A 25,444-nucleotide genomic window follows, 5' to 3' on the forward strand; every position below is an offset into this window, starting at 1 on the left:
ACGAACGCGGTGCCGCAGGAGGACCGACCATGAAGACACCCCGCGCGTGGCAACGGATGCTCTCGGGCCGCAGGCTCGATCTGCTGGACCCGACGCCTGTGGATATCGAGGTAGCCGACATCGCCCACGGACTTGCCTTCGTCGCGCGGTGGAACGGACAGACGCTGGGCGACTACGCCTATTCAGTCGCGGAACACTCGCTGCTGGTCGAAGAGATATTTGCCCGCCAGAACCCCGGCACATCGGCCCGCTGGCGGCTTGCCGCCCTGTTGCACGATGCCCCGGAATACGTGATCGGGGACATGATCTCTCCCGTCAAGGCTGCGGTCGGGCCGGGGTATTCGGAACTGGATGCACGGCTGACCGCGGCGATCCACTTGCGTTTCGGCCTGCCAGCCATGCTGCCCGCGAAGATCAAGAAACAGATCAAGTCCGCCGACAAGGTCTCTGCCTGGCTGGAGGCGGTGCAGATCGCGGGGTTTTCGACCGCCGAGGCGGACAGGTTCTTTGGCAAGCAGGACGCCGCCCTCGTCGAGACCTTGACCATCACCCTGCGACCGCCGGTCGCGGTGCGGAAGGATTATACCACCCGCCACGCAGCGCTGCTGGGTCAGATGTAGCGGTCGATCCTACTTCGGACTTCGCTTTGCCAGAATGCGCTGCAAGGTGCGGCGGTGCATGTTCAGGCGCCGCGCGGTTTCGCTGACGTTGCGGTCGCAAAGTTCGTAGACGCGCTGAATGTGTTCCCACCGCACGCGGTCTGCACTCATCGGATTGTCGGGCGGCGGCGGCAGTTCGTCCTTGCGGGCCAACAGCGCATTGGTCACATCCGTTGCATCGGCAGGCTTGGCCAGGTAGTCGATCGCGCCGATCTTGACGGCGGCGACAGCGGTGGCGATGGCACCGTAGCCCGTCAGCACGACGATGCGGGCATCGGGCCTGCGTTCACGCAGCAGTTCGACCACGTCCAGCCCGTTGCCATCCTCGAGCCGCAGGTCCACGACGGCATAGGCAGGCGGCCGCGCTGTCGCGATGGCACGACCGGCGGCAACCGATTCAGCGGTCTCCACGACGAAACCGCGTTTTTCCATCGCCTTTGCCAGCCGCTTGACGAAGGCCTCGTCATCATCGACCAGCAGCAGCGTCTTGTCCGGTCCGAGATCGAGCGGCTCTGTATCCATCGCGATATTCCTCAGGTGTTTGATCTGATTTAGCTTTGCGCAGTCCCCGGTCAACCGGCGTCGATGGCACAGGCGACCTGATCCGCGACCTGCTGCGGGGTGTCCTCGCGTCGAAAGAACGTGGCAAAGCCTTCGTCTGGCATCATCAGGTAAGTAAAGACGGAATGATTCATCAGATAGAATTCCGGATCGTCGTCGCCACGGGAATAGAAGACGCGGTAGGCATCGGCGGCGGCCTTAACCTGCTCTGCAGATCCGGTCAGCCCGATCATCTTGTCCGAGAAGTTCTGGACGTAGTCGCCCATGATCTCTGGCGTATCGCGCTCCGGGTCGATGGTGATGAAGACGGGCGTAACGCTGTGACCCGCCTCGGCCAGCAGATCGACCGCTTGCGCGTTGCGCGCGTTGTCGATGGGGCAGACATCGGGACAGAAGCTGTAACCGAAATAGATCAGCGTCGGCTCGGTGATGACTTCGGCATCGGTCACCGTCTCTCCCACGCCGTTGACCAGCGTGAACGGGCCGCCGATGTCCGCCCCGCCCGCCGTGTTGCCGAAACAGGATTGCGGATCGGCGCGGCCAAGCGTCACGGCATAGGTCACGCCCAGCAGCAAAAAGGCTGCGCATCCGGCAAGAATTGCGGTCAGACGTGTCATGGTCACCTCGATTTTCCAAGCGCCGCATTGATCGCGCATTGCGGGCTCCGTAACAATGGGACAAGCGCGCACATCCCCTTGATCCGAAAAGACCCTCCATGACCAGCGAAGACACCGACGTCCTGCAGGACCGGGAACGCAGCAACTGGGTCCGGCTGCGGACCCTGCTGATCCTGCGCTGGTGCGCCATCGGCGGCCAGATTGCCGCGATCATCGTCGCCACGCGCTACTATGGCCTGCTGATCGAACCGGGTCCGGTCGCCATGACCATCGGGGCCGCGATGGTGGCGAACCTGCTGACCAGCTTCGTCTATCCGGAAAACAAGCGTCTGTCCGAACGCGAAGCCAGTGCGATGATGGCCTTCGACATCGTGCAGCTTGCGGTGCTGCTTTACCTGACTGGCGGGTTGAACAACCCCTTTGCGCTGTTGATCCTGGCCCCCGTGACCATCGCGGCGACCGTTCTGCATTTGATGAGCTTCGTCGCACTGGGCCTGCTTGCAATCGTCATGATCTCAATCATCAGCGCCGTGTCGGTGCCGTTGCAGATGGCCGACGGGATGCTGCTTCTTTTGCCGCCGCTGTTCCACTTCGGGTTCTGGGTGTCGCTGGTCATCGGCGTCGTGTTCCTTGGGATCTACGCCCGGCAGGTCACGACCGAGATGAACAACATGGGCGATGCCCTGCTGGCGACGCAGCTTGCCCTCGCGCGTGAACAGAAGCTGACCGACCTGGGCGGCGTGGTGGCCGCCGCCGCGCATGAACTGGGGACGCCGCTTGCGACGATCAAGCTGGTCAGCAACGAACTGGTCGACGATCTGGCCGATCAGCCCGAATTGCGCGAGGATGCGCTGCTGATCCGCAGCCAGGCGGACCGATGCCGTGACATCCTGCATTCGATGGGTCGGGTCGGCAAGGACGACCTGCATCTGCGCACGGCTCCGCTGGAAACCGTGGTCCGCGAAAGCGCCGAACCGCACCTGCAGCGTGGTCGTGAGGTGAGTTTCGACATCGCCCCCGAAGAAGGCTGCACATTGCCGCAGCCCGAGATTTCGCGCCGGCCCGAGATCATTCACGGCCTGCGCAACCTGATCCAGAACGCGGTGGATTTCTCTCAGGGGGACGTGGCGATCACGGTCAGCTGGACCGATACGGTCATCATCGTGCGGATCGCCGACGATGGGCACGGCTTTCCGCAATCCGTGATCGGGCGTATCGGCGATCCCTTCGTGCGGCGACGGCGCGTGTCGCTCGACGGGTTCCGGCGACCGGGTTACGAAGGCATGGGGCTGGGCCTGTTCATCGCCAAGACGCTGCTCGAACGATCGGGCGCGCACCTTGACTTTGCCAACGGCCAACGGCGATCCGAAGATCCCGCCACAGGTGCCATCGTGACGGTGACATGGCCGATGAAGACACTTTCCAGAACGACGACCGGCCCCTATCCCGCCCTGGGGGAAAATCAACCCATAGTAGAATGACCCGGAAATCTTAAGCCTGCGTTAACCTCATCGGCAGATGGTTCGGGAGGTGCTGACCCAGGATTCGAGATGAACTTGACCAATGAATTGATGCGCTTCGGCGCGATCTTCGGTTTGTCGTTGACCGGATTGATCGCGACACTGCAGACCTTGCGCCTTTTGATATCGTGGCGGCGGCCCGCCCCGGCAAGCCCGCTGCCGCAGGTGGCGACGCCGGCCTTCCTGTTCGATCAGGATGCGCTGGTCGACGCATCGCCCAGCGGTGCCGCGCTGATCGCCGGCGCACCGGATGCCATGTCGGAACGCGAGGCGTTGATTTCAGTCCTCGCGCGCCAGTTTCCCGACATGCGCGACCGCATCGACATGTTGAAACCGGGGGACCGTGTGATTCTGCCGGCCACGACGGACCCCAGTCTGCGGCTGACGCTTTCGGAAACCCATGGTCTGACGCGCATCAGCCTCGGTGCAAGCGATGTGCAAACGGCAGCGCAGCAGTACGAGGATCTTGAACGCGCTTCCCTCATGAACGAGCTGAACCAGATCCGGGTGATCGTGCGTGACACGCCACAACTGATCTGGACGGAAGACGATCATGGCAAGTTGGTCTGGGCGAACGCCGCCTATCTGTCCTACGCCGACCGCATGATGCCCGTCGGCGATCACGCCGGACGTGTCTGGCCGGCCGAACGGCTGTTTGCCGATATCCAGCCGCCGATCCCGAACGATCCCGGCACCTTTGGCGGTCGGCACGCCTTGCAACTGCCGGGCGAAAAGGCGGAACACTGGTTCGACATCACCGCCGTGCCGCAGGACGGTTCTGTCAACTACTTCGCCATCGATGCCAACGCGACCATGCGGGCGGAACGCGCGCAGCACGAATTCCAGCAGACGCTGGGAAAGACGTTTGCCCAGTTGTCGACCGGGCTTGCGATCTTCAACCGCAAGCGGCAGCTTGCGATGTTCAACCCCGCCCTTCTGGACATGACGGCGCTTCCTTTCGCCTTCATGTCGAAAAGGCCCACAATCGACATGGTGCTGGACCGACTGCGCGAGATGCGCAAGCTGCCGGAGCCGAAGAACTACGCGACCTGGAAGGATCAATTCACCGCACTCGAGGCGGCGGCGAAGAACGGCACCTATTCCGAACGCTGGGACATGCCGGACGGCCAGACCTTTCGCGTGACCGGACGCCCGCACCCGGACGGTGCCCTGGCCTTCCTGTTCGAGGATATCAGCGCCGAGGTGTCGTTGACCCGCCGCTTCCGGGCCGAGATCGAGACGGGACAGGCCGTCCTGAACGCCCTGCCGGATGCGGTCGCCGTGTTTTCGCCCAGCAATACGCTGATGATGACGAACAGCGCCTACGACGCCATCTGGAAGGATGCGACGGATTCTCAGATGACGGTGCTTGATCTGCGCAGCGCCCTGCGGACCTGGAAGGCGCGGACGGCCCCCACCGGTCTCTGGCGCGAGCTGGAGGAATTCGGCCGCCTGCGTCACGATCGCCGCATGATCTCGGACCGGCTGGTGCTGACGAACGGCCGCTGCGTGGACTGCGAAGTGCAGGCCATTCCCGGCGGACTGACGCTGGTGCGGTTTACACCCGCGACCGACCGCGCCGACATCGGACGCCCCCTGCCGACCCAGACCCAGCCCCGGACTGCGACCGGCTGAATTGCCTTGCAGCGCCGGTCCGGTGATCTAGTCTAGCCGGCATGTCGCCCTCATTTCTTAGTCTGACGCTGGCGGATGCCGATGCGACCGCACGGCTGGCCGGCCTTTTGGCACCGCGTCTGACGGCGGGCGACACCATCCTGCTGGAAGGTGATATCGGGGCCGGCAAGACGACTTTCGCCCGCGCCCTGATCCGCGCCCGCCTGCGATCGCCGCAAGAGGATGTCCCATCGCCGACATTCACCCTCGTGCAGACCTATGTGGCTGACGATGCAGAGATCTGGCACTGCGATCTGTATCGCCTGACCGACCCGCAAGAGGTGCTTGAGCTTGGTCTGGATGACGCCTTTGCACAGGCGATCTGCCTGATCGAATGGCCTGACAGGCTTGGCCCCGATGCGCCGAAAGGGGCGCTGCTGTGCCACTTTTCCGCCTTCCCCGACCATCACGTCCTGCACCTGACAGGCAGCGCCGCATGGCAGGACCGGCTGGGCGATCTGCATGTCTGATCGGGGTCTCCGCACGTCGCGATTCCTGTCCGGCACACAGTGGCAGGATTGGAAGGCATTTCCGCTGGCCAGCGACGCCTCTGCCCGCCGCTACTGGCGCCTGACCGGGCCAGCGGGCCGCACGGCAATCCTGATGGACGCGGACCCCGCCACGGGAGAGAACGTGACGCCCTTCCTGGCCATCGCGCAATGGTTGATCGCCAACGGCCTGTCGGCTCCCGGTCTGCTGCATGGCAATGTGCCACAGGGCCTTTTGCTGATCGATGATCTTGGGCCTGAAACCGTGGCCGCCGCGGCCGCCAACGTGACCGAGGACATTCTTTACGATGCGGCCGTCGACGTACTTGTGGTGCTGGATCGCCTGACGCCGCCACCCGGTCTGAAAGTCATGACGCCCGGGGTCGGCGCAGAGATGGTCGCGATCACCGCCGAAGCCTATCACCCCTGCGACCCTGCCCCCCTTGTCGGTGCAATGCGCGACGCCCTTGCGGCACATGCACCGACGGCCAGCCACCTCGCCCTGCGGGACTACCATGCCGAGAACCTGATCTGGCAGCCCCAGGCTGCGGGCCTTCACCGGATCGGGCTGCTGGATTTTCAGGACGCCTTCGTCGCACCCCGCGGCTATGACCTTGCATCATTGCTGCGCGACATCCGCCGCACCGTGTCCGCCGCACAGGTGACGCGTCAGACGGCGCGCTTTGCCGCTGCCGTGGGGATCGATCCCGATGCCCTCGCGGCGCAGCTTGCCACCCTTGGCGCGCAACGCAACCTGCGCATTCTGGGCGTCTTTGCCCGCCTTGATGCACGCGGCAAGCCGCGCTATGCGGACATGTTGCCGCGCGTCTGGGACCAGTTGCTGGCCGACTTGGACCATCCGGCGCTGACCGATCTGCGGCGTATCGTCGTGACCATGCTCCCCCGACCGCAGGACCGCCGATGACCGACCGATTTCCCGTGATGCTTTTCGCTGCCGGTCTGGGGACGCGCATGGCACCGTTGACCGACCATCGGCCAAAGCCCCTGATGACCGTCGGCGACCGCACCTTGCTGGATCATGCGCTTGACCTGACGCAGGTGTCTTGCGTCGGACCCAAGGTCGTCAATGTGCATTATCTGGCCGACATGGTGCGCCAGCATCTTTCCGGTCAACACATCGCGATCTCGTCCGAAGACGCGCTGCTGCTGGACACGGGCGGCGGCCTGCGGCACGCGATGCCGCTGCTGGGCCAGGGCCCTGTGATGACGCTGAACACCGACGCCGTCTGGCGCGGACAAAATCCGCTGTCGCTGCTGGCCACCGCATGGCGACCGGACATGGAGGCGTTGCTGCTGCTGGTTCCACCGGCAGATGCCGTGGGTCACACGGGCAAAGGCGACTTCAGCATCGGTGCCGACGGCCGCCTGACCCGCGCACCCGGGGCCATCTACACTGGCGCGCAGATCATCCGCACGGACCGCCTGGGGGACGTGCCGCAGGACGTGTTTTCGCTGAACGTGATGTGGGACGCGATGGCGGCGCGGGGCGGGCTGTTCGGCGTGATCTACGACGGAGTCTGGTGCGATGTCGGTCGACCCGAAAGCATCGCGCTGGCCGAGACTTTGCTGGACTGCGCCGATGTTTGACCCGGCCCACCAGCCGCGCGTTTTCGGCCTGCAACCGGGCATCGATTTTGCCAAGGTCTTTGTGCAGGGGCTGACCGATCGCGCCGATGACCTGAGCCGCGTGCGCATCTTCGTGAACACTTCTCGGATGCAGCGGCGCATCCGAGAGGTGTTCGATGCCGGACCGGCGCGTCTTCTGCCCCGCGTGCAACTCGTCACCGACCTCGCTTTTGAAGGCACGCTGGCCGGGGTGCCTGCGCCGATTTCACCGCTGCGGCGACGGCTGGAGCTTTCGCGTGCCGTCAGCCGTTTGCTTGATGCAGCACCCGGCATCGCGCCACGGTCAGCGCTTTACGACCTGTCCGACAGCCTTGCCACGCTGATGGACGAAATGCATGGCGAAGGCGTCGACCCGCACACGCTTGCGAACCTCGATGTCAGCGACCAGTCGGGCCATTGGCAACGGTCGCTGCAATTCCTGAACATCCTGCGGGACTACTTTGGCGCTGGGATCGACACGCCCGACGTGGCCGCCCGGCAGCGTCTGGTAATCGACGCGATGATCGCGCGGTGGGCTGGCACGCCGCCGACGGACCCAGTCATCGTTGCGGGATCGACCGGATCGCGCGGTGCCACGGCCTTGCTGATGCAGGCGGTCGCGCGATTGCCGCAGGGGGCGGTGGTGCTGCCCGGCTTTGACCGCGACATGCCGCAACCCGTGTGGACCGGGATGGAGGAGCAGCTACACCACGAGGATCATCCGCAGTTTCGGTTTGCGCGGCTGATGTCGGCGCTGGACCTGAGGGCCGGCGACATCGTGGACTGGACCCCTGCCCCGCCGCCCTATGCAGCTCGTAACCGGTTGATTTCCCTGTCCCTGCGCCCTGCTCCCGTCACGGACCAATGGCGCACGGAAGGTGCGGACCTTGGCGACCTGCGCGACGCGACCGCGCAGATGACGCTGATCGAAACCGACAGCCCCCGTGCCGAGGCCGAGACCATTGCCCTGCGCCTGCGGCAGGCGGCGGCCGAGGGGCTGACTGCCGCCCTCATCACGCCGGACCGGATGCTGACCCGGCAGGTTGCCGCGGCGCTTGACCGTTGGCGGATCCGGCCGGACGACAGCGCCGGTCTGCCGCTGGCCCTGTCTGCGCCGGGTCGTCTGCTGACGCATGTCGTGCGCACGATGGGCCAACCCGTCACGGCAGAGGCGCTGCTGGTCCTGCTGAAACATCCGCTGACCCATACCGCCAGCCCCGACCGCAACCAGCACCTGCTGTGGACGCGGGAACTGGAGTTGCGGCTGCGGCGCAAGGGTCCACCCTACATCGGCCCTGCCACCGTGACCGACTGGGTCGCCGATCTGAAGCACCCGCAGGCGAGTCAGGCGGATTGGGCCGCCTGGGTCGGTCGCATCGTCGACCTTCTCGGGCATGACGGCACCCTGCCCATTGCCACCCATCTGGACGCGCATCTGGCGGCGGTCAACATGCTGGCCGCCGGCCCCACTGGCACCGGCACCGGAGAGTTGTTCTTGCAAGCCCCCGGTCGCGCGGCAAAGGGTGTTTGCGACGCGCTTGCCCGCGATGCCGACGCGGGCGGCGACATGGACCTGCGCGACTACGCCGCATTGTTCGCGGCCCTTCTGGCGCAGGGACAGGTGCGCGAACCAGAGGCGACTGACCCCCGCATCCTGATCTGGGGCACGCTCGAGGCGCGGGTTGGCGGTGCGGACCTTGTGATCCTGGGCGGGTTGAACGACGGCATCTGGCCCGGCACACCAAAGCCCGATCCCTGGCTGAACCGCGCGTTGCGACAACAGGCCGGCCTGCTGCTGCCGGAACGCCAGATCGGTCTGTCGGCGCATGATTACCAGCAAGCGGCCTGCGCCCCGCAGGTGGTCATCACGCGGTCGCGTCGCAGCGCCGATGCGGAAACCGTGCCGTCGCGCTGGGTCAACCGGCTGACGAACCTGATGGCGGGCCTGCCCGGCCAGAATGGACCAGAGGCGCTGACCGCCATGCGCGACCGGGGTGACGCCTGGATCGCGCGCGCCGCCGCGATTTCCGCGCCCGCAACGACTGTGGATCGCGCAAGGCGTCCGGCCCCCTGCCCGCCTGTTGCCGCACGGCCCAGGGACATTTCCGTCACGCAGATCAAGACGATGTATCGCGACCCCTACGCGATCTATGCGCAGAAGGTGCTGCGCCTGCGGGCCCTTGATCCGCTGCTGGCGGATGCGGATGCCCCGATGAAGGGAACGGTCTTTCACGAAATCCTCGAAACGTTCATCGCCCTGCGCCCCGACGCGGCGGCAGAGGATGCCGTCGATCAATTCCTGACCGTGGCCGTGGCGGTGCTGGACGTGCATTGCCCTTGGCCGACCGTGCGCCTGCAATGGCTGACGCAACTGCGCGCCCTCGCCCCCGGTTTTCTGGCAGAAGAGGCCCTGCGCCAACAGCAGGGCCGGATGCTGGAGCTGGAGGCCTGGGGCGCGATCGACGTGCCCGGCCCCGGCATGCGGCTGACCTGCAAGGCAGACCGGATGGACGAGACAGGTGCCGGTGTGATGATCTACGACTACAAGACCGGCGCGATCCCCTCGGTGAAGCAGCAGGCGAAATTTGACAAGCAGCTGCTGCTGGAGGCCGCGATGGTCGAACGCGGGGCCTTTGCAACGATCGGCACACAGAGCGTCGCAGGTGCTGCCTTCCTTGGCTTCAACGCGGCGATGAAGACGGTGCCCGCGCCGCTGGACGATCACCCGCCGATGAAGGTCTGGGCAGAGCTTGAGACCTTTCTGACCATGACGCAATCCGCCGACTGGGGCTATGTCGCCCGCCGGGCGCCTGCCCTGACCAGCTATGGCAGTTTTTACGATCACCTGTCACGCTACGGCGAATGGACGGACGCGGACCCGGCCATGCGCGAGGTGCTGGAATGATCCGCGACGATGCGACGCAAAATCAGGTAACGGCCGCCGATCCGACCCTGTCGACATGGCTGTCGGCCAATGCCGGATCGGGCAAGACCCGCGTGCTGACAGACCGCGTGGCGCGGCTGCTGCTGGAAGGCGTGTCCCCGCAGAACATCCTGTGCCTGACCTACACCAAAGCCGCCGCCGCCGAAATGCAGAACCGCCTGTTCAAACGGCTCGGCGGCTGGGCGATGCTGGACGACACGCCCTTGCGCGCGGACCTTGCGGACCTTGGCGTCGAGGGTGTCATCGCGCCCGAAAAGCTGTCCGCCGCGCGCCGCCTCTTCGCCCGCGCCATCGAAACGCCGGGCGGGCTGAAGATCCAGACAATCCACTCTTTCTGCGCCAGCATCCTGCGTCGTTTTCCGCTGGAAGCCGGGGTCAGTCCGAACTTTCGAGAGATCGAGGATCGCACCGCCGTCCTGATGCGTGGCGAGGTATTGGACGCCATCGCCCTGTCCTCCGACGCACCCTTGCTGGCCGAGGTGCTGCGATATTTCGGTGGCGGCGAGATCGACAAGCTGGTGCGCGAGATCACCAACCGTGCCAATGATTTCGCCCGCCCCGTCGACGAGGCTGTGCTGCGTGACACGCTTGGGATCGCGCCGGGGCAGACGATGGACAGGCTGCTGGCCGACGTCTTCAATCCCGACACGACCGAGATCATTCGCGATCTGATCCCCGCCTGTCGCACCGGGGGCGTCACCGACAACAAGGCCGCCGACAGGTTGGCAGGCGTCAATCTGACCCGGCCGACCGTCGCCGACCTGTTGACGCTGGAAGGTGTCTTTCTGTTCGGAGAGACGGCGGCTGCAGCCTTTGGCCCCAAGATCGGAAAATTTCCAACGAAGGCAATCCAGACCGTCCACCCCGACCTGACCGACGCGCTGAACGGCCTGATGGAGACCGTCGCCGCCCTGCGCGAAGATCGTCAGGCATTGATGGCCTTCGATCGCTCCGTGGCGCTGCACCGTTTCGCGCACGTCTTCGTCCACGCCTATGCGAGAAAAAAGACAGCGCTGGGCGTGCTGGATTTCGACGACCTGATCGGCAAGGCCCGCGATCTCTTGACCGACAAGGCCGTCGCCGCGTGGGTGCTGTTCCGGCTGGACGGCGGCATCGATCATCTGCTGGTGGACGAGGCGCAGGACACCTCGCCGGGGCAATGGGCCGTCGTGCAGCACCTGACGCGCGAATTCGTCAGCGGCGACGGAGCGCGGGACGCACGGCGCACGATCTTTGTCGTGGGTGACAAGAAGCAGTCGATCTATTCCTTTCAGGGGGCCGACCCGGCGGAATTCGACCGGATGCGCGGCTACTTCGACGCCGCGCTACGCCAGATCGAAGACCCCTTGCAGACCCGGACGCTGGCCCACTCTTTCCGGTCCTCCACCGCAATCCTGCGCGTGGTGGACGAAACCTTCGTGCGGGAACGGGCCGAAGGGTTGGGCGATGCGGCGCAGCACATCGCCTTCAACACCGGAATGCCGGGGCGCGTGGACCTTTGGCCGGTGATCAGCCCGGAAAAGGCAGAGGACGATCCCGAAGACGACTGGCTGAAGCCGGTAAACGAGGTCAGCAGCGATCACCATCTGGTGCAGATGGCCGACCGCGTGGCGAAACAGATCAAGCGCATGATCCTGGAAGAGACCTTGCCAGTCCGGCAAGGTGACACCTATGCCCGCCGCCCGGTGCGGGCGGGTGACGTTCTGATCCTCGTGCAAAGCCGCCAGACGCTGCTTTTTCCCGAACTGATCCGCGCCTGCAAACAGCAGGATCTGCCCATCGCCGGTGCGGACGTGTTGCGCGTGGGAGGGGAATTGGCGGTCAAGGACATCGCGGCGCTTCTGCGGTTCCTTGCGTTGCCAGAGGATGATCTCTCGCTTGCCGCCGCTCTCCGATCGCCCTTGTTCGGCGGGACCGAACAGCAGTTGTTCACGCTGGCGCATCGCAGGCCGGAGGGCAGCTTTCTGTGGCCCGCCCTGCGCGAGGCAACGGGGTTCGACGACACGAAGGCCATCATCCGCGACCTGCTGGACCAGGCGGATTTCCTGCGGCCCTACGACCTGATCGCGCGGATGTTGGTGCGGCATGGCGGACGACAGGCCCTGCTGGCGCGGTTAGGGGCAGAGGCGGAAGACGGCATCGACGCATTGCTTGCGCAGGCGCTGGCCTACGAGGCCGACAACACGCCAAGCCTGACCGGCTTTCTGACGTGGATGGACACGGACGACCTGACGGTCAAACGACAGGTTGATACGCAGGGCGACCAGATCCGCGTGATGACGGTGCATGGTGCCAAAGGGCTGGAGGCACCGATCGTGATCCTGCCCGACACCGCGGAACGTCCGAACCTTGTGAAAAACCAGGTGTTGCCGGGCGACGCGCCACTGTGGAAATGTGCGAAAGCCGAGATGCCAGCCGCCATGACCGGCCGCCATGACGCATTGGCGGCGGCACAGGCGCGCGAACGTCTGCGGCTGCTTTACGTCGCGATGACCCGCGCGGAAAGCTGGCTGATCGTCGGGGCGGCCGGCGATCTGGGCAAGTCCGGCACCGCCTGGCACGACATCGTGGCCGAGGGCATGGAACAGGCCGGCGCGTTCGGCGCCCTGGCGGGCGATCTTGCCATACAGCGGGTCGAACACGGGGCTTGGGACGCGGGGGCGGTCCTGCCCGGTCCCGCCCCGCGCATGGCCCGGCAACCTGCCGAAGCCTTGGCGGCCTTACCCGAGGTGCTAAGATCAGAATCGCTTTCACCGTCGAACCTGGGCGGCGACAAGACGATTGCCGGGGAATTCGACGATGGCGATGCGGCATCCCTGATCCGGGGCAGCCTGATCCATCTGCTGCTGGAACATCTGCCCGCCCTGCCCGCCGTGGACCGCCGCCCTGTCGGCCAACGTCTGATCGCGGCCTACCCCGAGGCGGACACGGTTCAGACTGACGACCTGATCGACGCGGCGCTGGGACTGATCGACGCTGCACATCTGTCAGCGCTTTACGCGCCCGAGACGCTGGCCGAGGTCGGTGTGACCGCCGATCTGCCCTCCCTTGGCCGGATGCACGGCAGCATCGATCGGTTGATCGTGACGCCCGACACCGTGACGGCAGTGGATTTCAAGACCAACCGCAACACGCCCGTCGGTGCCGATGACGTGCCGGAAGGATTGCTTCGCCAGATGGGGGCCTATGCCACAGCACTGGCGCAAATCTACCCTGATCGTCACATCCGCACCGCGATCCTCTGGACCCGTACCGCGACCCTGATGGACCTGCCAGCGGCGCTCACCTCTGCCGCCCTCGCCCGGTCGAGCCTTGACCTTCCGCAGGCGCGTTCATAGGTTCCAGCCCTGACATAATCCTATTGGAGAAGCCCCATGGCTACCACCGCCGTCACCGACGCCACCTTCGATGCCGAAGTGCGCCAGTCCGACATTCCCGTCGTCGTCGACTTCTGGGCGGAATGGTGCGGCCCCTGTAAGCAGATCGGCCCGGCGCTGGAAGAAATTTCGGAAGAGATGAAAGGCCGGGTCAAGATCGTGAAGGTGAACGTCGACGACAATCCGAATTCCCCCGCCCAGATGGGCGTGCGCGGCATTCCGGCGCTGTTCGTGTTCAAGAACGGTGAAGTCGTATCGAACAAGGCCGGCGCCGCCCCGAAGGCATCCATCAAGGGCTGGATCGAAGGCGCGATCTGATCGCTTTTTCAAAATGCTGAAGGGCGTCCCTCGGGGCGCCCTTTTTCGTTCAGACCGGCCAGCCGTGTCGACGCAGGACGCCGCGGATCTTGGTTGTGACTTCCTCCTGCGGGCGTCCCGCGTTGATCGACATCTCTTGCAGAAACCACCAGATGTACGACTCGAATCCACCGGAATTGCGCCGGGCAGCAAAGGCCTTGTCCTCGCCGTCCCGCGGCACGTTTCCAGCAATGTGGTGAAAGTCGACCTGCGCGAACAGGACGGCAGGCTTGCGAAAGAAGAAGCCCGCCAGCGCGACCGAGGAATTCTGCGTCACGACCATCTCGCAGGCGTTCAGACAGGTCACCATATCGCGCCGGCTGACGTTCACATTGGGGTAAGCCTTTCCCAGCGTTTCCAGCGCCTTGTGGTCGGCGGCCTCGTAACTTTCATTCGGGTGCAAGGTCACGATGACGTCGCTATCAGGAAATCGCTCTGCGGTGCGGGCGATCATCTCGACCGGGCTGCAAGACTGAAACGACCGATGCTGGCGGACTAGCCCCTGCAATGGGATGTAGATCGGACCGTGGGGCGCGGGCGTGTCGCTGGCATCCGGAAACAGCCGTTTGCGCCAGAATCCAAAGAACTTCTGCGCCTCGACCGCGTCCACCTCCTCCGGCTTGAAGGGGGTCAAGGCGACCTTCCATTCCCAGCGCCGCGCCGACGTCTCAATCTGCCAGAAGGGATAGAAGTAGGACCGGCGCATGGTCAGGGCGCGGGGATGGGTCGGATCGTCCATGTGGAAAAGCGCATAACCGGGCCGACGTTCAGAGGCACGCCGCGCGGCATCGGAATTCGCCTCGAAAAAGACCCGAAGTCGGGCGTCAGAGACTGTTTTCGCGACCAAAGCGATAAAATTATGCCGCCCATCGCGGGCGCTTTGCAGCAGGCCGGGGTCAAGGTAGAATGTCACGTCGCCGGGCTGATCCATCACCGGACGCTAGGGCGCGGCCCTGCGGCGATCAAGGGCCGACCTTGTCCCGTGCAGCTATGGCGTCCATATACCCCTTGCAACAAGACAGGAGGTTCCCATGAGCCGCGAAGACTTCCCCGGCTGGCACGGGACCACGATCATCGGTGTGCGCAAGGGTGGCCGTGTCGTCGTCGCCGGCGACGGACAGGTCAGCCTTGGCCAGACCGTCATCAAGGGCACCGCCCGCAAGGTAAGACGACTGGCCATCAAGGGAACGGATGTCGTCTGCGGCTTCGCCGGATCGACCGCCGACGCCTTTGCCCTGCTCGAACGGCTGGAAAAGAAACTGGAGGCGACGCCGGGACAACTCCAGCGCGCCTGCGTGGAACTCGCCAAGGACTGGCGCACCGACAAGTATCTGCAAAAGCTCGAAGCGATGCTGATCGTCAGTGACGGCCGCGATCTGTACGTCATCACCGGCGCGGGCGATGTGCTGGAACCCGAACATGACGTCACGGCGATCGGATCAGGCGGCAACTACGCCCTCGCCGCAGCGCGGGCCTTGATGGACAGCGACCTTGACGCCGAAGAGATCGCCCGCAAGGCGATGGCGATCGCGTCGGACATTTGTGTCTATACCAACGGCAACCTGACCATCGAAACGATCCAGGGATGATCGACCGCGACGACCTGCGCGCCGCCACGGCTGCCGGTGTCATCAGCGAGGCGCAGGCGGCAACGCTGGCGACGCTCGCCGACAGCCGCCGCGGTGCGCGCGAAGGATTGAGTGCGGGCGACGAGCCCTTCGAACTGTTCAAGGGCTTCAACGAGATCTTCATCGGCGTGGGTCTGGTAATCCTGTCGTCCGGCTGGGTCGCCTTCGTCGGAGTGTTCATCGGGCTGGGCAACCGGAGTGGTGGAGCCTTGACCGGGTTGGTCACGGCTGCCCTTGTCTGGGCGCTGTCGGAATACTTCGTGGTCCGTCGCCGCATGGTCGCACCAGCCATCGCGCTGTCGATCATGTTCGCGCTGACCGCAATCATGAGTTTCGGCATCTTTCTGGCGCAGCCCTTCATGGTCGCGCAGAACGATTTCACCAGCCTGCCCTGGCCTGCCGTCTGCGCGACGCTGGCGGTGCTGGCCTACTGGGCGCGCTTCCGCGTCCCCTTTGCCTTGGCGATCGTGGCCATCGGCCTGTTTGTCATCGGCATCCTGCTGGCCGCCATTGCGCGTGGGTCGCCGGCCGCGTGGGAAGAAATGTTCAAGCTGTCCGCCAGCGGTCCCTTTGCCTGGGTCACCTTGATCCTCGGCCTCGCAGTCTTTGCCGTCGCCATGCGTTTCGACATGTCGGACCCGCACCGTGTCACGCGCAGGTCGGCGAACGGCTTCTGGTTGCACGTCGTCGCGGCCCCTGCCCTCGTGAATACGGTGGCACTGTCGCTACTGGACCAAGGCGGCACGGCGAACCTGATCCTGCTGGTGATCCTCGCGCTGTTTGCCATCGTCGCGATCATCATCGACCGGCGATCGTTCCTGATCGCGGCCATCGGCTATATCGTCGCGCTGTCGTTCACCGTGTTCCGTGGCGACAGTGCGGCCTTGCCGATCCTGCTGCTTGGAATCGTTCTCCTCCTCCTTGGCGCGTTCTGGCAACCGATCCGCGCCACTCTCCTGCGACCGTTGACGGGGGTGCTGCCCCTCGACCGACTGCCGCCTTCCCAGCTGACAAAGGACTGATCATGACCGATCTGACCCCCCGTGAAATCGTGTCCGAACTGGACCGCTACATCATCGGCCAGAACGACGCGAAACGCGCCGTCGCCGTGGCGCTGCGCAACCGCTGGCGGCGCAAGCAGCTGGGCGACGACCTGCGCGACGAGGTCTATCCCAAGAACATCCTGATGATCGGGCCCACGGGCGTCGGCAAGACCGAGATTTCGCGCCGTTTGGCCAAGCTTGCACGGGCGCCCTTCATCAAGATCGAGGCGACGAAATTCACCGAGGTCGGCTATGTCGGTCGGGATGTCGAACAGATCATCCGCGATCTGGTCGAAAGCGCCATCGTGGAAACCCGCGAATGGATGCGCGAGGACGTGAAGACCAAGGCGGTCGATGCGGCGATGGAACGCGTCGTCACCGCCGTCGCCGGCAAGGACGCCCGCGAAGGCACAAGAGAGATGTTCCGCAAGAAGCTGCGCGACGGATTGCTGGACGATACCGTGATCGAGCTTGAGCTGAAGGACACCTCCAACCCCCTTGGCGGGTTCGAAATTCCCGGCCAGCAGCCGGGCATGATGAACCTGGCCGACATGTTCGGCAAGATGTCCGGCGGGCGCACGGTGAAAAAGCGGATGACGGTCGCCGACAGCTATGACGCGCTGATCGCGGACGAAGCGGACAAGCTGCTGGACGACGAATCCGTAACCAAGGCCGCGCTGGAAGCGGTAGAGCAATCCGGCATCGTGTTCCTGGACGAGATCGACAAGGTCTGTGCCAAGTCCGATGCGCGCGGTGCTGACGTGAGCCGCGAAGGCGTGCAGCGCGATCTGCTACCGCTGATCGAAGGCACGACCGTCAGCACGAAGCATGGGCCGATCAAGACCGACCATATCCTGTTCATCGCCTCCGGCGCGTTTCATGTGGCAAAACCGTCTGACCTGCTGCCGGAATTGCAGGGTCGCCTGCCGATCCGGGTCGAACTGCGGGCGCTGACCGAAGAGGACTTCGTGCGCATCCTGACAGAGACGGACAACGCCCTGACCCTGCAATACTCGGCATTGATGCAGACTGAAGGTGTGACGGTCTCGTTCTCGACCGACGGAATTGCAGAACTGGCAAAAATCGCGGCACAGGTGAACGAAAGCGTCGAGAATATCGGTGCCCGCAGGCTTTATACCGTGATCGAGCGTGTTTTCGAGGACCTGTCCTTCACCGCGCCGGACCGGGGTGGCGAAGAGATCGTGATCGACGCCGCCTTTGTCGAAAAGCACTTGGGCGAGATGTCGCGGTCCACCGACCTGTCACGCTACGTGCTTTAGGGCTTTTCTTTCCCGACGTCCGGCGCGAACAAGGCGCATGAGCTTCCTTCGTTTTGTTCGCGCCAACTGGCTGTTCCTGCTGGCGGGATTTACCCTGACCGCGACGTCGTCCTACGGTCAGACGTTCTTCATCTCGCTCTTTGCCGGGCAGATCATGGCCGACTTTGGCCTGACCGACGGGCAATGGGGTGGCATCTACACCCTTGGCACGACGGCCTCTGCGATTGCGATGGTCTGGGCTGGCGCGCTGGTGGATCGGTTCCGCGTCCGCGCGCTGGGGACGGTCGTGTTGCTGGCCCTGGCCGCCGCCTGCCTGTTCATGGCTGCTGTGCCCAACGCGGGGTTGCTGGTCCTGGCGATCTTCTTTCTGCGTCTGTTCGGGCAGGGGATGTCGTCGCATCTGGCCGTCGTCGCGATGGCGCGGTGGTTCACGGCCTCGCGTGGCAAGGCGCTGTCGATTGCGTCGATGGGGTTCGCTGTCGGGCAGGCTGTGCTGCCGATCGTCTTCGTGGCGCTTCTGATGGCATGGGACTGGCGCACGCTTTGGGTCGTGGCCGCCGGGATCGTGCTGCTGACGGTGCCGCTGATGACCGTTCTGCTGCGGCAGGAACGCACGCCACAAAGCATGGCGAAAGACGAACAGGCCGCCGGCATGAACGGGCTGCATTGGACGCGGGGGCAGGTGCTGCGGCATCCGCTGTTCTGGTTGATGGTGCCCGCGTTGATGGGACCGCCTGCCTGGGGCACGGCGCTGTTCTTTCAGCAGGTGCATCTGACAGCCGTCAAGGGCTGGCCGCTGGCTGGCTTCGTCGCATTGTTCCCGCTTTATACCGTTGTCATCATCGCCGCGACCTTTGGCACCGGCTGGGCCATCGACCGGTTCGGCACCGGGCGGATCGTACCGTTCTACATGGTGCCGTTCGCCGCCGGATTCGCGTTGATGGCCGGGGCGCAAAGCCTGTTTGCCGCTGGGGTCGCGTTGTTGGTGATAGGCGTCGGGCAGGGGATGCAATCGACCTTGCCGGCGGCATTCTGGGCAGAGTTCTTTGGCACCCGTCACATCGGGTCGATCAAGGCCGCCGCTGCTGCGATCATGGTCTTTGGATCGGCCATCGGGCCGGGCGTGTCAGGCGTGCTGATCGACTACGGCGTTGATTTCCCCGCGCAAATGTGGGGCTATGCGGTGTTCTTTGTCCTCGCAGCCATTGCCGCGACAATCGGCGTCACAACGGCACGAAGGTCACTTGCGACGGCGTAGATAGACGTAATAGGCGCCGTCGCCACCGTGTTTCAGATGGGCTGGGCGCACCTCCAGCACGGCCTGGGCCAAGGGTGCCAGTTGCAGCCATTGCGGCACATATCGGCGCAACACGCCGCGCCCCTCGGGGGCCCACCCATCGGACACGCGCCCTTTTCCAGTGATGACCAGAACCAGCCGCTTGCCCGAGGCCTGCGCATTCAGGATGAAGGCCATCAGTTCGGGATAAGCCTCGTCCTGATACATCCCATGCAGGTCAAGACGGCCTTCCGGCTTCAGCTTACCCGCCTTCATGCGCAGAAAGTTCTTGGCGTCCATCGCCACGGGCGCTGACCGCAACCGTTCGCGCAGAGGCGGCAGAATGTCGTGGGGGCGCATGATGTCGGCCTTTGCGCCCATGTCGAAGGGTGCCACGGGCGGACGTGGCACCACCTTCTTCGGCGGCGGTTCACTGACCGGGGCAGGTTTCACACGAGTCTGCGGGTGAAGCGGCTTGACCTGCTGGCGGACATGATCCCAAACCGCCTTGTCGTCAGGTGACAGGTGCCGGGGCCGTCGCATCAGTAGGCCAGCGGGTCGCTGACCTTGGCCAGCGCATAGGAAATCGGCATCAGCACGACCATGCGCCCGCCATCCTTGACCGCGCTCGCCGCTTCGCCTGCCGCATCACCGGTGCCGTAATAGACGTCGGCGCGTTGCGCCCCCTTGATGGCCGAACCGGTATCCTGCGCAATCATCAGGCGGCGCAAGGGGACGACGCCATCCTTTTCGATCCAGACCGGCGCGCCAAGGATCGTGATCGCCGGATCGACGGCAATGCTGCGCATCGGCGTGATCGACCGGTTCATCGCGCCAAGCGGCCCTTTGTCGGCAGGCACCTGATCGATGGTGCGAAAGAAGACGTAGGAATCGTTTAGCCAGAGCAGCGCCTGGCCTTCCTCCGGATTGTCCTTGACCCATTGACGGATGACCGGCGACGACACCTGATCGAGGGTAAAGACACCGCGGTCCACCAGCGCCCGCCCGATGGATGTGTAATCGCGCCCGTTTTTGCCGGCATAGCCGACGCGGATCACCCGACCACTGGGAAGACGGATGCGACCCGATCCCTGCACCTGCAAGAAGAACAGATCGACAGGATCCGACAGCCACGCGATCTCCATGCCGCGTTCGGCATAGGGCAAAGCTTCCTCGATCTCGCGCCGGCTGAACACGCCTTCGGTGCCGTCATCCGGCAAGCGGTAGATGGGATAGCGGTAAACCTGGTCCGGGGTCAGGCTGCCGATGATCTCGGGCTCGTAATAGCCGGTGAACAGCATCGGGGTGCCGTCTTCGATCAGGACGGGTTGAAAGAAGGTCTCGAAAAAGTCGCGGGCGGCCGGGCCATCCTTGGCCACGGCACAGAGCTGCGCCCAGTCCGGGCGCGGAATGTCGCCGCAGGTCTGGGTGAAGACGTCCAGCGCCGCCGCGTGATCGTCGTCGGCCCAGCCGTCGAGATCTGCAAATTCAAGGAACGTGTAGCCCGGTTCAGCCATCGCGGCCCCCGTCATGCCAAGGGCCACGAGGGCCGTCCGCGCCAGACCTGCGATCATTCGCCAGTGGCAACAAGCCGCCAGTTCGGATCGGCGCTGTCCATCACCCGGGCAAAGGTCCAGACGTCCTTCTGCCGCTTGATCGCGTTGGCGTCGCCATCGACGATATCGCCATCGTGATCGCGCACCACCCAAGTCATTTCGCCGGTAAAGCGGACCGTCATCTCGGCCTCTTTCGTTTCCGGATCGAAGGTTGCCTCTTTCAGGCTTAGATCGCTGATACCCACGAAGGTCGCCTTGACCGTCAGCCCCTGATCGGCGCGCTGGTGAACCACCTGCTCGAACGCGTCATGGACGTCGGGCGAGATGAAGTTCTTCACCTCGTCCAGATCGCCATGTTCGAACGCCATGAGGATCATTTCGTAGGCGGACCGGGCACCCGTCAGGAACTGCGTCACATTGAAGGTCGGATCGACGCGCTTCATCGCGGCAAGGGCTTGCGCCGTATCGCTGCCGTCCTTGGCGTGATCGGTGATGTCGCGATCGGGACCGCCATCGATCACTTCGAAATTGCCGCGTCTGGGGTCGGGACGTGCCTGATCGGCGGGGATCTGCGGCTTTTCAAATCCCTCGCGTGTGCCAAGTACGCCCCGCAGCCGCAGGATCAGGAACAGTGCAATTCCTGCAAGGACAAGCAACTGGATGATGGGTGCGTTCATGGGATCCTCTTTCCGGGCGGCTGGAAACCGTCGATTGTCTTTCCTATGTAGGTGGCACAGGGGGTCAAGTCCACCTGTCCGCCCGTCTCCGTGACCAAAGGACCCGATATGCGACTTCTTCTGGCCTTCGTCGCCGTGCCATTGATCGAAATCGCCCTGTTCATTCAGGTTGGCGGATTGATCGGGCTGTGGCCGACACTTCTGATCGTGCTGGCTACAGCAATCCTCGGGTCGTGGCTTGTCCGCACGCAGGGGGCCCATGAATTGGGGCGGCTGCGACAGTCGTTCTCGACCTTGCAGGACCCGGCGGAACCGCTGGCCAATGGTGCGATGATCCTGTTCGCCGGTGCGCTGCTGCTGACGCCCGGGTTCTTTACCGATGCCTGCGGTTTCGCGCTGCTGGTGCCGGCGATCCGTGCGCGCGTCTTTCGCGCGATCAAGGCGCGGGTTCGCTTTACGCAGTTCGAGATGGGGCCGCAGCCGCAACGACCGGCACATCCGGATGATCGCGTCATCGATGGAGAATTCGAGACGATCGACCCTGAAAAACGACCGACGCACGGCCCCTCCGGCTGGACCCGGCATTGAGCAAACGGCTGTCGCCTGATATGTCCAGCCCCAACCCGTGTTGAGGAGACAAACCGATGGCCGATAATGAGACCCCCGAAGCCAAGACCCCGCAGCAGCCCGCCCAGCCGCCTGTGGTCACGAACCGTATCGTCGCGCAATACGTGCGTGACATGTCGTTCGAGAACATTTTGGCCCAAAAAGGCATCACCGGCGATGCGACGCCCGACATTCAGGCCCGTGTCGATGTCGATGCCCGCAAGCGCGGGGCAGAGGATCAGTTCGAGGTCATCACCAAGCTGAACATCACCAGCAAGACCAAGGAAAAGGGCGAAACTCTTTTCGTGCTCGAGATCGACTATGCCGGCGTGTTCCAGATTTCCGGCGTGCCCGACGAACAGATGGGGCCGTTCCTGATGATCGAATGCCCGCGCCTCGTCTTTCCCTACCTGCGCAAGCTGGTCGCAGATCTGACCCGCGAAGGCGGATTCCAGTCACTGAACCTTGAACAGTTCGACTATGTCGCACTGTATCGCGCAAAGCTGGCGGCCCAGATCGAAGCGCAGAAGAAGGCGCAGGCCGACCAGCCGATCAACTAGGCGAACTTTTTCCACACCGCGCCGTTGCCCAACTTGGCCACAAAGGCATCGTGGGCGGCGGCTTCTTCTGCCGTTAGGCGCGGGGGCAGGGGTGTTTCACGGGGAACCGGTCGCCACTGCGCCGAAGTATCCGTCGCGGATGCCTTGCCGGACTGGGCGGACAGCGCAAAGTCAGGCTGCCGGCCACCGATCAGCTCCAGATAGACTTCCGCCAGGATTTCGCTGTCCAGCAACGCCCCGTGCAGCGTCCGCGCGTCATTGTTGATCCCGAACCGGCGGCACAAAGCGTCCAGCGAGGCCGGTGAGCCCGGAAACCGCCGCCGCGCAATGGCCAACGTGTCGAGGGCGCGATCCAGCGGAATCAGGGGCTTGTTCACCCACCCAAGCTCCGCATTCAGGAATTTCATGTCGAAGGCGGCGTTGTGGATCACCAACTTTGCGTCGTTCCCAATGAAATCGATGAAATCCTGCGCGATGCTGGCAAAAACCGGCTTGTCGCGCAGGAACTCTTCACTCAACCCATGCACCTCGAATGCGCCCTGCGGCATTGAGCGTTGCGGGTTGATGTACTGGTGATAGGTCCGGCCCGTCGGCATGTGATTAACCAATTCCACCGCGCCGATCTCGACAATGCGGTCGCCGTCTTCAGGCTCGAAACCGGTGGTCTCGGTGTCCAGAACGATTTCACGCATGTTGTTTCCCCGTCAGGTCGAAGATGAGGTTTTGCACGGCCTGACGGGTCGCGTCCAGTGTCAGAGTCTCGATCACCACATCGGCGCGGGCGCGCTTTTCGGCGTCAGGCATTTGGCGCGACAGGATCAGGTCAAGCGTCGCTTGCGTCATGCCGGGCCGGGCCAGGACGCGGGCCGCCTGCACCTCTGGCGGGGCTGTCACGACAAGAACCGTATCAAGCCACCCGTCGGCCCCCGTCTCGAACAGAAGCGGGATGTCGAGGACGATCAGGTCACTGCCATGATCCGCGATAAAGGCATCGCGTTCAGCTTTCACCAGCGGATGTACGACAGCTTCGAGGGTTTTCAATGCGCCGTCATCCGCATGCAGAATCTCGTTCAGGGCCGGGCGGGACACGGCACCGTCGATCACTGCTTGGGGAAATATCTTCGCGATAGGGTCGACCGCCGATCCGCCGGCGGCGTAAAGGCGGTGAACGGTGGCGTCGGCGTCCCAGACGGGCACGCCCGCATCGCGAAACATCTGGGCGGTCGTGCTTTTGCCCATGCCGATGGACCCGGTCAGTCCCAGCAGATGGGTCATGAAAGAACAGCGGCCCGCAGGGCGTCGTCGACCTCTGGTCGCTTGCCGAACCACCGCTCGAACCCCGGCACACCCTGATGCAACAACATGCCCAGGCCGTCCACGGTAACGCAGCCCATCGCCGCCGCTCTCTGCAAAAACAATGTCTGAAGCGGCGCATAGACGATATCGGTGACGATCGTGTTCGGCTGAAGCCCATCCAGCGGCACGCGAAGCTCTGGCTGGCCGGTCATGCCCAGGGATGTAGTGTTGATGACGATGGCGGCATCTTCCATCACGTTGCCAGCCTGCACCCAGTCCACAATCTTGATCCGCTGTCCGAATTCGGCCTTCAACGCCTCCGACTTGGCGCGCGTGCGATTAGAGAGGAGGATCGTTGGCACGCCAGCATCCGCAAGTGCCACGATGATCGCCCGCGCGGCACCTCCAGCCCCGAGAACAACGGCCGGACCGGCCTTCGGGTCCCAGTCGGGCACAGCTTGCCGAACGTTGGCCATGAAGCCGTAGCCGTCCGTGTTGTCGCCATAGATCGTACCATCCTCGCGAAAGATCAACGTGTTGACGGCACCAATCAGAATCGCGCGATCCGACAGATGATCCGTAAACCGCATCACGGCAGCCTTGTGCGGCAGGGTGACATTCGTACCGACGAACCCCATGCGAGGCAGGGCGCGGACCACCGTTTCAAGATCGCCTTCGGCCACTTGAAGCGGGACGTAGTCGCCACGGATGCCATAGCGACGGAGCCAATGCCTGTGCATCAGCGGCGATCGGGAATGACCGATGGGATTGCCGATCACACCGGCGAGGGGAACTGCAGGGCGCATCATGCGGTCAATGTCCCGCGCAGCGCGAGATAAGACAAGAGCTCCAGCAAAGGCAGGCCGAGGATGTTGAAATAATCTCCCTCGATGCGATGAAAGAGCCGCACCCCCTCAGCCTCGATCTGATAGGCCCCGACGCAATGGCGGATGTCGTCCCAGTTGCGGGTGACATAGTCCTGCAGATAGGCGTCCGAGGCGTCGCGCACGTGCAGACGGACGACGCCCACGTGCCGCCAGACCGGCTTGCCGGCCTGATAGATGACGGCGGCCGACAGGAGTTGATGCACGTCACCGCGCAGGGCCTGCAATTGCGCAACGGCCTGGTCGGGGTCGGCGGGCTTTGACAGAATGGCTGTGCGGTGGGCCAGCACCTGATCGCAGCCGATCACGAGGGCGTCCGGGTTGCGGGTGGACACCTTGGCCGCCTTCATCTCGGCCAGGGCATCCGCGATGTCGCGTGGCGAAGCGCCGTCGGCAATCAGCGCGTCGCGCATGGCGTCTTCGTCGACGCGGGCCGGCTGGACGGTGAACGCCACACCGGCGTTACGCAGAAGCGTCGCGCGCATGACAGAGCCGCTGGCCAGAATGATGGCATCAGGCATGTGGACAACTCCGGGACAACCACGGGACGGCAACGGTGGCTTTCTGCGGCGTCAGGCGATGCGACGCAAGTGCGGCGTGACGGTTCGGATAACCTTCACGTTGATGAACAAGTTCTTAACGTGGGGAACGAACAAGTAGGGTGTGTGCACAAGTTCAAGCTGACGATGGAGTCAAGTGTTAATGAGGTGTTATTATTCCGGACTTAACGACGCAAATCATTGAAATAAATCATTTATATTTTTGATGGTATGTTCCGCTTGATCGTATTCAGTCAAATCAGTTGGGGACAAGTC

At 64.0% G+C, this 25,444-nt stretch carries 25 protein-coding genes; 15 read left to right on the forward strand and 10 right to left on the reverse strand.

The window, feature by feature from the left end; translation table 11 throughout:
• The first annotated feature begins 29 nt into the window (after window positions 1-29).
• A complete protein-coding gene (locus ACOI1H_RS00685) occupies window positions 30-620 on the forward strand; it encodes an HD domain-containing protein (protein ID WP_422434788.1) in 591 nt (196 codons plus the stop codon).
• 9 nt (window positions 621-629) lie between these two features.
• Here ACOI1H_RS00685 and ACOI1H_RS00690 read toward each other — a convergent pair whose 3' ends face one another.
• On the reverse strand, window positions 630-1,181 hold the full coding sequence (locus tag ACOI1H_RS00690; RefSeq protein WP_422434789.1) for an ActR/PrrA/RegA family redox response regulator transcription factor: 552 nt from the start codon (window positions 1,179-1,181) through the stop codon (window positions 630-632).
• Between the two features lie 50 nt (window positions 1,182-1,231).
• Window positions 1,232-1,837, reverse strand: coding sequence for an SCO family protein (locus ACOI1H_RS00695; RefSeq protein ID WP_422434790.1), 606 nt, complete (start codon window positions 1,835-1,837; stop codon window positions 1,232-1,234).
• Between the two features lie 98 nt (window positions 1,838-1,935).
• Between ACOI1H_RS00695 and regB the strand changes: the two genes are divergently transcribed.
• The 8 genes from regB to trxA all read left to right on the forward strand — a co-directional run bounded on the left by regB (window position 1,936) and on the right by trxA (window position 13,784).
• Complete coding sequence (gene regB / locus ACOI1H_RS00700) at window positions 1,936-3,318, forward strand: sensor histidine kinase RegB (protein ID WP_422434791.1); 1,383 nt, start codon at window positions 1,936-1,938, stop codon at window positions 3,316-3,318.
• A gap of 69 nt (window positions 3,319-3,387) precedes the next feature.
• On the forward strand, window positions 3,388-4,992 hold the full coding sequence (locus tag ACOI1H_RS00705) for a PAS-domain containing protein (RefSeq protein ID WP_422434792.1): 1,605 nt from the start codon (window positions 3,388-3,390) through the stop codon (window positions 4,990-4,992).
• Between the two features lie 41 nt (window positions 4,993-5,033).
• On the forward strand, window positions 5,034-5,501 hold the full coding sequence (gene tsaE / locus ACOI1H_RS00710) for a tRNA (adenosine(37)-N6)-threonylcarbamoyltransferase complex ATPase subunit type 1 TsaE (RefSeq protein WP_422434793.1): 468 nt from the start codon (window positions 5,034-5,036) through the stop codon (window positions 5,499-5,501).
• Window positions 5,494-6,444, forward strand: a complete 951-nt coding sequence (locus ACOI1H_RS00715) for an aminoglycoside phosphotransferase family protein (RefSeq protein ID WP_422434794.1) — start codon at window positions 5,494-5,496, stop codon at window positions 6,442-6,444. Before tsaE ends, ACOI1H_RS00715 begins: the two co-directional genes overlap by 8 nt.
• Window positions 6,441-7,127 carry a nucleotidyltransferase family protein gene (locus ACOI1H_RS00720; RefSeq protein ID WP_422434795.1) on the forward strand — a complete coding sequence of 229 codons (687 nt, stop codon included), beginning with the start codon at window positions 6,441-6,443 and terminating at the stop codon, window positions 7,125-7,127. The genes ACOI1H_RS00715 and ACOI1H_RS00720 overlap by 4 nt, the downstream gene beginning before the upstream one ends.
• Complete coding sequence (gene addB, locus ACOI1H_RS00725; protein WP_422434796.1) at window positions 7,120-10,050, forward strand: double-strand break repair protein AddB; 2,931 nt, start codon at window positions 7,120-7,122, stop codon at window positions 10,048-10,050. Before ACOI1H_RS00720 ends, addB begins: the two co-directional genes overlap by 8 nt.
• A complete protein-coding gene (addA, locus tag ACOI1H_RS00730; RefSeq protein ID WP_422434797.1) occupies window positions 10,047-13,427 on the forward strand; it encodes a double-strand break repair helicase AddA in 3,381 nt (1,126 codons plus the stop codon). The genes addB and addA overlap by 4 nt, the downstream gene beginning before the upstream one ends.
• Before the next feature lie 36 nt (window positions 13,428-13,463).
• Window positions 13,464-13,784 carry a thioredoxin gene (gene trxA, locus ACOI1H_RS00735; protein ID WP_422434798.1) on the forward strand — a complete coding sequence of 107 codons (321 nt, stop codon included), beginning with the start codon at window positions 13,464-13,466 and terminating at the stop codon, window positions 13,782-13,784.
• Between the two features lie 49 nt (window positions 13,785-13,833).
• Here the strand turns inward: trxA and ACOI1H_RS00740 are convergent, their stop codons facing one another.
• Window positions 13,834-14,754: a hypothetical protein gene (locus ACOI1H_RS00740; RefSeq protein ID WP_422434799.1), complete on the reverse strand. Its 921-nt coding sequence runs from the start codon at window positions 14,752-14,754 to the stop codon at window positions 13,834-13,836.
• A 100-nt stretch (window positions 14,755-14,854) separates the two neighbouring features.
• On the opposite strand from ACOI1H_RS00740, the gene hslV reads away from it, so the two are divergent.
• From hslV to ACOI1H_RS00760, 4 genes are read left to right on the forward strand one after another with little or no spacing between them, the layout of a single operon-like run.
• On the forward strand, window positions 14,855-15,412 hold the full coding sequence (hslV, locus tag ACOI1H_RS00745; RefSeq protein ID WP_422434800.1) for an ATP-dependent protease subunit HslV: 558 nt from the start codon (window positions 14,855-14,857) through the stop codon (window positions 15,410-15,412).
• Entirely contained in the window at window positions 15,409-16,473 is a 1,065-nt protein-coding gene (locus ACOI1H_RS00750) for a hypothetical protein (RefSeq protein WP_422434801.1), read from the forward strand. Before hslV ends, ACOI1H_RS00750 begins: the two co-directional genes overlap by 4 nt.
• A gap of 2 nt (window positions 16,474-16,475) precedes the next feature.
• The gene (gene hslU / locus ACOI1H_RS00755) at window positions 16,476-17,774 is read left to right on the forward strand and encodes an ATP-dependent protease ATPase subunit HslU (RefSeq protein WP_422434802.1); all 1,299 of its coding nucleotides are present in this window, start codon (window positions 16,476-16,478) and stop codon (window positions 17,772-17,774) included.
• Window positions 17,775-17,811: 37 nt separating this feature from the next.
• Window positions 17,812-19,032 (forward strand): MFS transporter, encoded by a 1,221-nt coding sequence (locus tag ACOI1H_RS00760; protein ID WP_422434803.1) that lies wholly within the window; start codon window positions 17,812-17,814, stop codon window positions 19,030-19,032.
• On the opposite strand, the gene ACOI1H_RS00765 is transcribed toward ACOI1H_RS00760, so the two are convergent.
• The 3 genes from ACOI1H_RS00765 to ACOI1H_RS00775 are packed head-to-tail and all read right to left on the reverse strand — an operon-like array spanning window position 19,015 to window position 21,283.
• Complete coding sequence (locus ACOI1H_RS00765; protein WP_422434804.1) at window positions 19,015-19,593, reverse strand: Smr/MutS family protein; 579 nt, start codon at window positions 19,591-19,593, stop codon at window positions 19,015-19,017. The two genes, ACOI1H_RS00760 and ACOI1H_RS00765, sit on opposite strands and share 18 nt — an antisense overlap.
• The gene (locus ACOI1H_RS00770; RefSeq protein ID WP_422434805.1) at window positions 19,593-20,624 is read right to left on the reverse strand and encodes a murein transglycosylase A; all 1,032 of its coding nucleotides are present in this window, start codon (window positions 20,622-20,624) and stop codon (window positions 19,593-19,595) included. Before ACOI1H_RS00770 ends, ACOI1H_RS00765 begins: the two co-directional genes overlap by 1 nt.
• Window positions 20,621-21,283 (reverse strand): Tim44/TimA family putative adaptor protein, encoded by a 663-nt coding sequence (locus ACOI1H_RS00775; protein WP_422434806.1) that lies wholly within the window; start codon window positions 21,281-21,283, stop codon window positions 20,621-20,623. Before ACOI1H_RS00775 ends, ACOI1H_RS00770 begins: the two co-directional genes overlap by 4 nt.
• A gap of 108 nt (window positions 21,284-21,391) precedes the next feature.
• Between ACOI1H_RS00775 and ACOI1H_RS00780 the strand changes: the two genes are divergently transcribed.
• Both ACOI1H_RS00780 and secB read left to right on the forward strand, forming a co-directional pair.
• Entirely contained in the window at window positions 21,392-21,871 is a 480-nt protein-coding gene (locus ACOI1H_RS00780; protein ID WP_422434807.1) for an FxsA family protein, read from the forward strand.
• Between the two features lie 56 nt (window positions 21,872-21,927).
• Complete coding sequence (gene secB / locus ACOI1H_RS00785; protein WP_422434808.1) at window positions 21,928-22,449, forward strand: protein-export chaperone SecB; 522 nt, start codon at window positions 21,928-21,930, stop codon at window positions 22,447-22,449.
• Here the strand turns inward: secB and dnaQ are convergent.
• From dnaQ to ACOI1H_RS00805, 4 genes are read right to left on the reverse strand one after another with little or no spacing between them, the layout of a single operon-like run.
• The gene (gene dnaQ, locus ACOI1H_RS00790; RefSeq protein ID WP_422434809.1) at window positions 22,446-23,141 is read right to left on the reverse strand and encodes a DNA polymerase III subunit epsilon; all 696 of its coding nucleotides are present in this window, start codon (window positions 23,139-23,141) and stop codon (window positions 22,446-22,448) included. The two genes, secB and dnaQ, sit on opposite strands and share 4 nt — an antisense overlap.
• A complete protein-coding gene (gene coaE / locus ACOI1H_RS00795; RefSeq protein WP_422434810.1) occupies window positions 23,134-23,724 on the reverse strand; it encodes a dephospho-CoA kinase in 591 nt (196 codons plus the stop codon). The genes dnaQ and coaE overlap by 8 nt, the downstream gene beginning before the upstream one ends.
• Window positions 23,721-24,554 (reverse strand): shikimate dehydrogenase, encoded by an 834-nt coding sequence (locus tag ACOI1H_RS00800; RefSeq protein ID WP_422434811.1) that lies wholly within the window; start codon window positions 24,552-24,554, stop codon window positions 23,721-23,723. The genes coaE and ACOI1H_RS00800 overlap by 4 nt, the downstream gene beginning before the upstream one ends.
• A complete protein-coding gene (locus ACOI1H_RS00805) occupies window positions 24,551-25,150 on the reverse strand; it encodes a Maf family protein (protein ID WP_422434812.1) in 600 nt (199 codons plus the stop codon). Before ACOI1H_RS00805 ends, ACOI1H_RS00800 begins: the two co-directional genes overlap by 4 nt.
• Window positions 25,151-25,444: the final 294 nt, after the last annotated feature.

It is taken from the genome of Loktanella sp. DJP18, from assembly GCF_049310965.1.
Lineage (GTDB): Bacteria > Pseudomonadota > Alphaproteobacteria > Rhodobacterales > Rhodobacteraceae > Loktanella.

Excerpts from the sequence above, each read along its gene's own strand:
- ACOI1H_RS00750 (WP_422434801.1), top strand. The coding sequence starts at position 15,409 with ATGATCGACCGCGACGACCTGCGCGCCGCCACGGCTGCCGGTGTCATC.
- ACOI1H_RS00800 (WP_422434811.1), bottom strand. The coding sequence starts at position 24,554 with ATGATGCGCCCTGCAGTTCCCCTCGCCGGTGTGATCGGCAATCCCATC.
- regB (WP_422434791.1), top strand. The coding sequence starts at position 1,936 with ATGACCAGCGAAGACACCGACGTCCTGCAGGACCGGGAACGCAGCAAC.
- ACOI1H_RS00705 (WP_422434792.1), top strand. The coding sequence starts at position 3,388 with ATGAACTTGACCAATGAATTGATGCGCTTCGGCGCGATCTTCGGTTTG.
- hslU (WP_422434802.1), top strand. The coding sequence starts at position 16,476 with ATGACCGATCTGACCCCCCGTGAAATCGTGTCCGAACTGGACCGCTAC.
- ACOI1H_RS00770 (WP_422434805.1), bottom strand. The coding sequence starts at position 20,624 with ATGATCGCAGGTCTGGCGCGGACGGCCCTCGTGGCCCTTGGCATGACG.
- ACOI1H_RS00765 (WP_422434804.1), bottom strand. The coding sequence starts at position 19,593 with ATGCGACGGCCCCGGCACCTGTCACCTGACGACAAGGCGGTTTGGGAT.
- tsaE (WP_422434793.1), top strand. The coding sequence starts at position 5,034 with ATGTCGCCCTCATTTCTTAGTCTGACGCTGGCGGATGCCGATGCGACC.
- ACOI1H_RS00695 (WP_422434790.1), bottom strand. The coding sequence starts at position 1,837 with ATGACACGTCTGACCGCAATTCTTGCCGGATGCGCAGCCTTTTTGCTG.
- ACOI1H_RS00805 (WP_422434812.1), bottom strand. The coding sequence starts at position 25,150 with ATGCCTGATGCCATCATTCTGGCCAGCGGCTCTGTCATGCGCGCGACG.
- ACOI1H_RS00775 (WP_422434806.1), bottom strand. The coding sequence starts at position 21,283 with ATGAACGCACCCATCATCCAGTTGCTTGTCCTTGCAGGAATTGCACTG.
- ACOI1H_RS00715 (WP_422434794.1), top strand. The coding sequence starts at position 5,494 with ATGTCTGATCGGGGTCTCCGCACGTCGCGATTCCTGTCCGGCACACAG.
- hslV (WP_422434800.1), top strand. The coding sequence starts at position 14,855 with ATGAGCCGCGAAGACTTCCCCGGCTGGCACGGGACCACGATCATCGGT.
- ACOI1H_RS00690 (WP_422434789.1), bottom strand. The coding sequence starts at position 1,181 with ATGGATACAGAGCCGCTCGATCTCGGACCGGACAAGACGCTGCTGCTG.
- ACOI1H_RS00720 (WP_422434795.1), top strand. The coding sequence starts at position 6,441 with ATGACCGACCGATTTCCCGTGATGCTTTTCGCTGCCGGTCTGGGGACG.
- addB (WP_422434796.1), top strand. The coding sequence starts at position 7,120 with ATGTTTGACCCGGCCCACCAGCCGCGCGTTTTCGGCCTGCAACCGGGC.
- dnaQ (WP_422434809.1), bottom strand. The coding sequence starts at position 23,141 with ATGCGTGAAATCGTTCTGGACACCGAGACCACCGGTTTCGAGCCTGAA.
- addA (WP_422434797.1), top strand. The coding sequence starts at position 10,047 with ATGATCCGCGACGATGCGACGCAAAATCAGGTAACGGCCGCCGATCCG.
- coaE (WP_422434810.1), bottom strand. The coding sequence starts at position 23,724 with ATGACCCATCTGCTGGGACTGACCGGGTCCATCGGCATGGGCAAAAGC.
- secB (WP_422434808.1), top strand. The coding sequence starts at position 21,928 with ATGGCCGATAATGAGACCCCCGAAGCCAAGACCCCGCAGCAGCCCGCC.
- ACOI1H_RS00685 (WP_422434788.1), top strand. The coding sequence starts at position 30 with ATGAAGACACCCCGCGCGTGGCAACGGATGCTCTCGGGCCGCAGGCTC.
- ACOI1H_RS00780 (WP_422434807.1), top strand. The coding sequence starts at position 21,392 with ATGCGACTTCTTCTGGCCTTCGTCGCCGTGCCATTGATCGAAATCGCC.
- ACOI1H_RS00760 (WP_422434803.1), top strand. The coding sequence starts at position 17,812 with ATGAGCTTCCTTCGTTTTGTTCGCGCCAACTGGCTGTTCCTGCTGGCG.
- ACOI1H_RS00740 (WP_422434799.1), bottom strand. The coding sequence starts at position 14,754 with ATGGATCAGCCCGGCGACGTGACATTCTACCTTGACCCCGGCCTGCTG.
- trxA (WP_422434798.1), top strand. The coding sequence starts at position 13,464 with ATGGCTACCACCGCCGTCACCGACGCCACCTTCGATGCCGAAGTGCGC.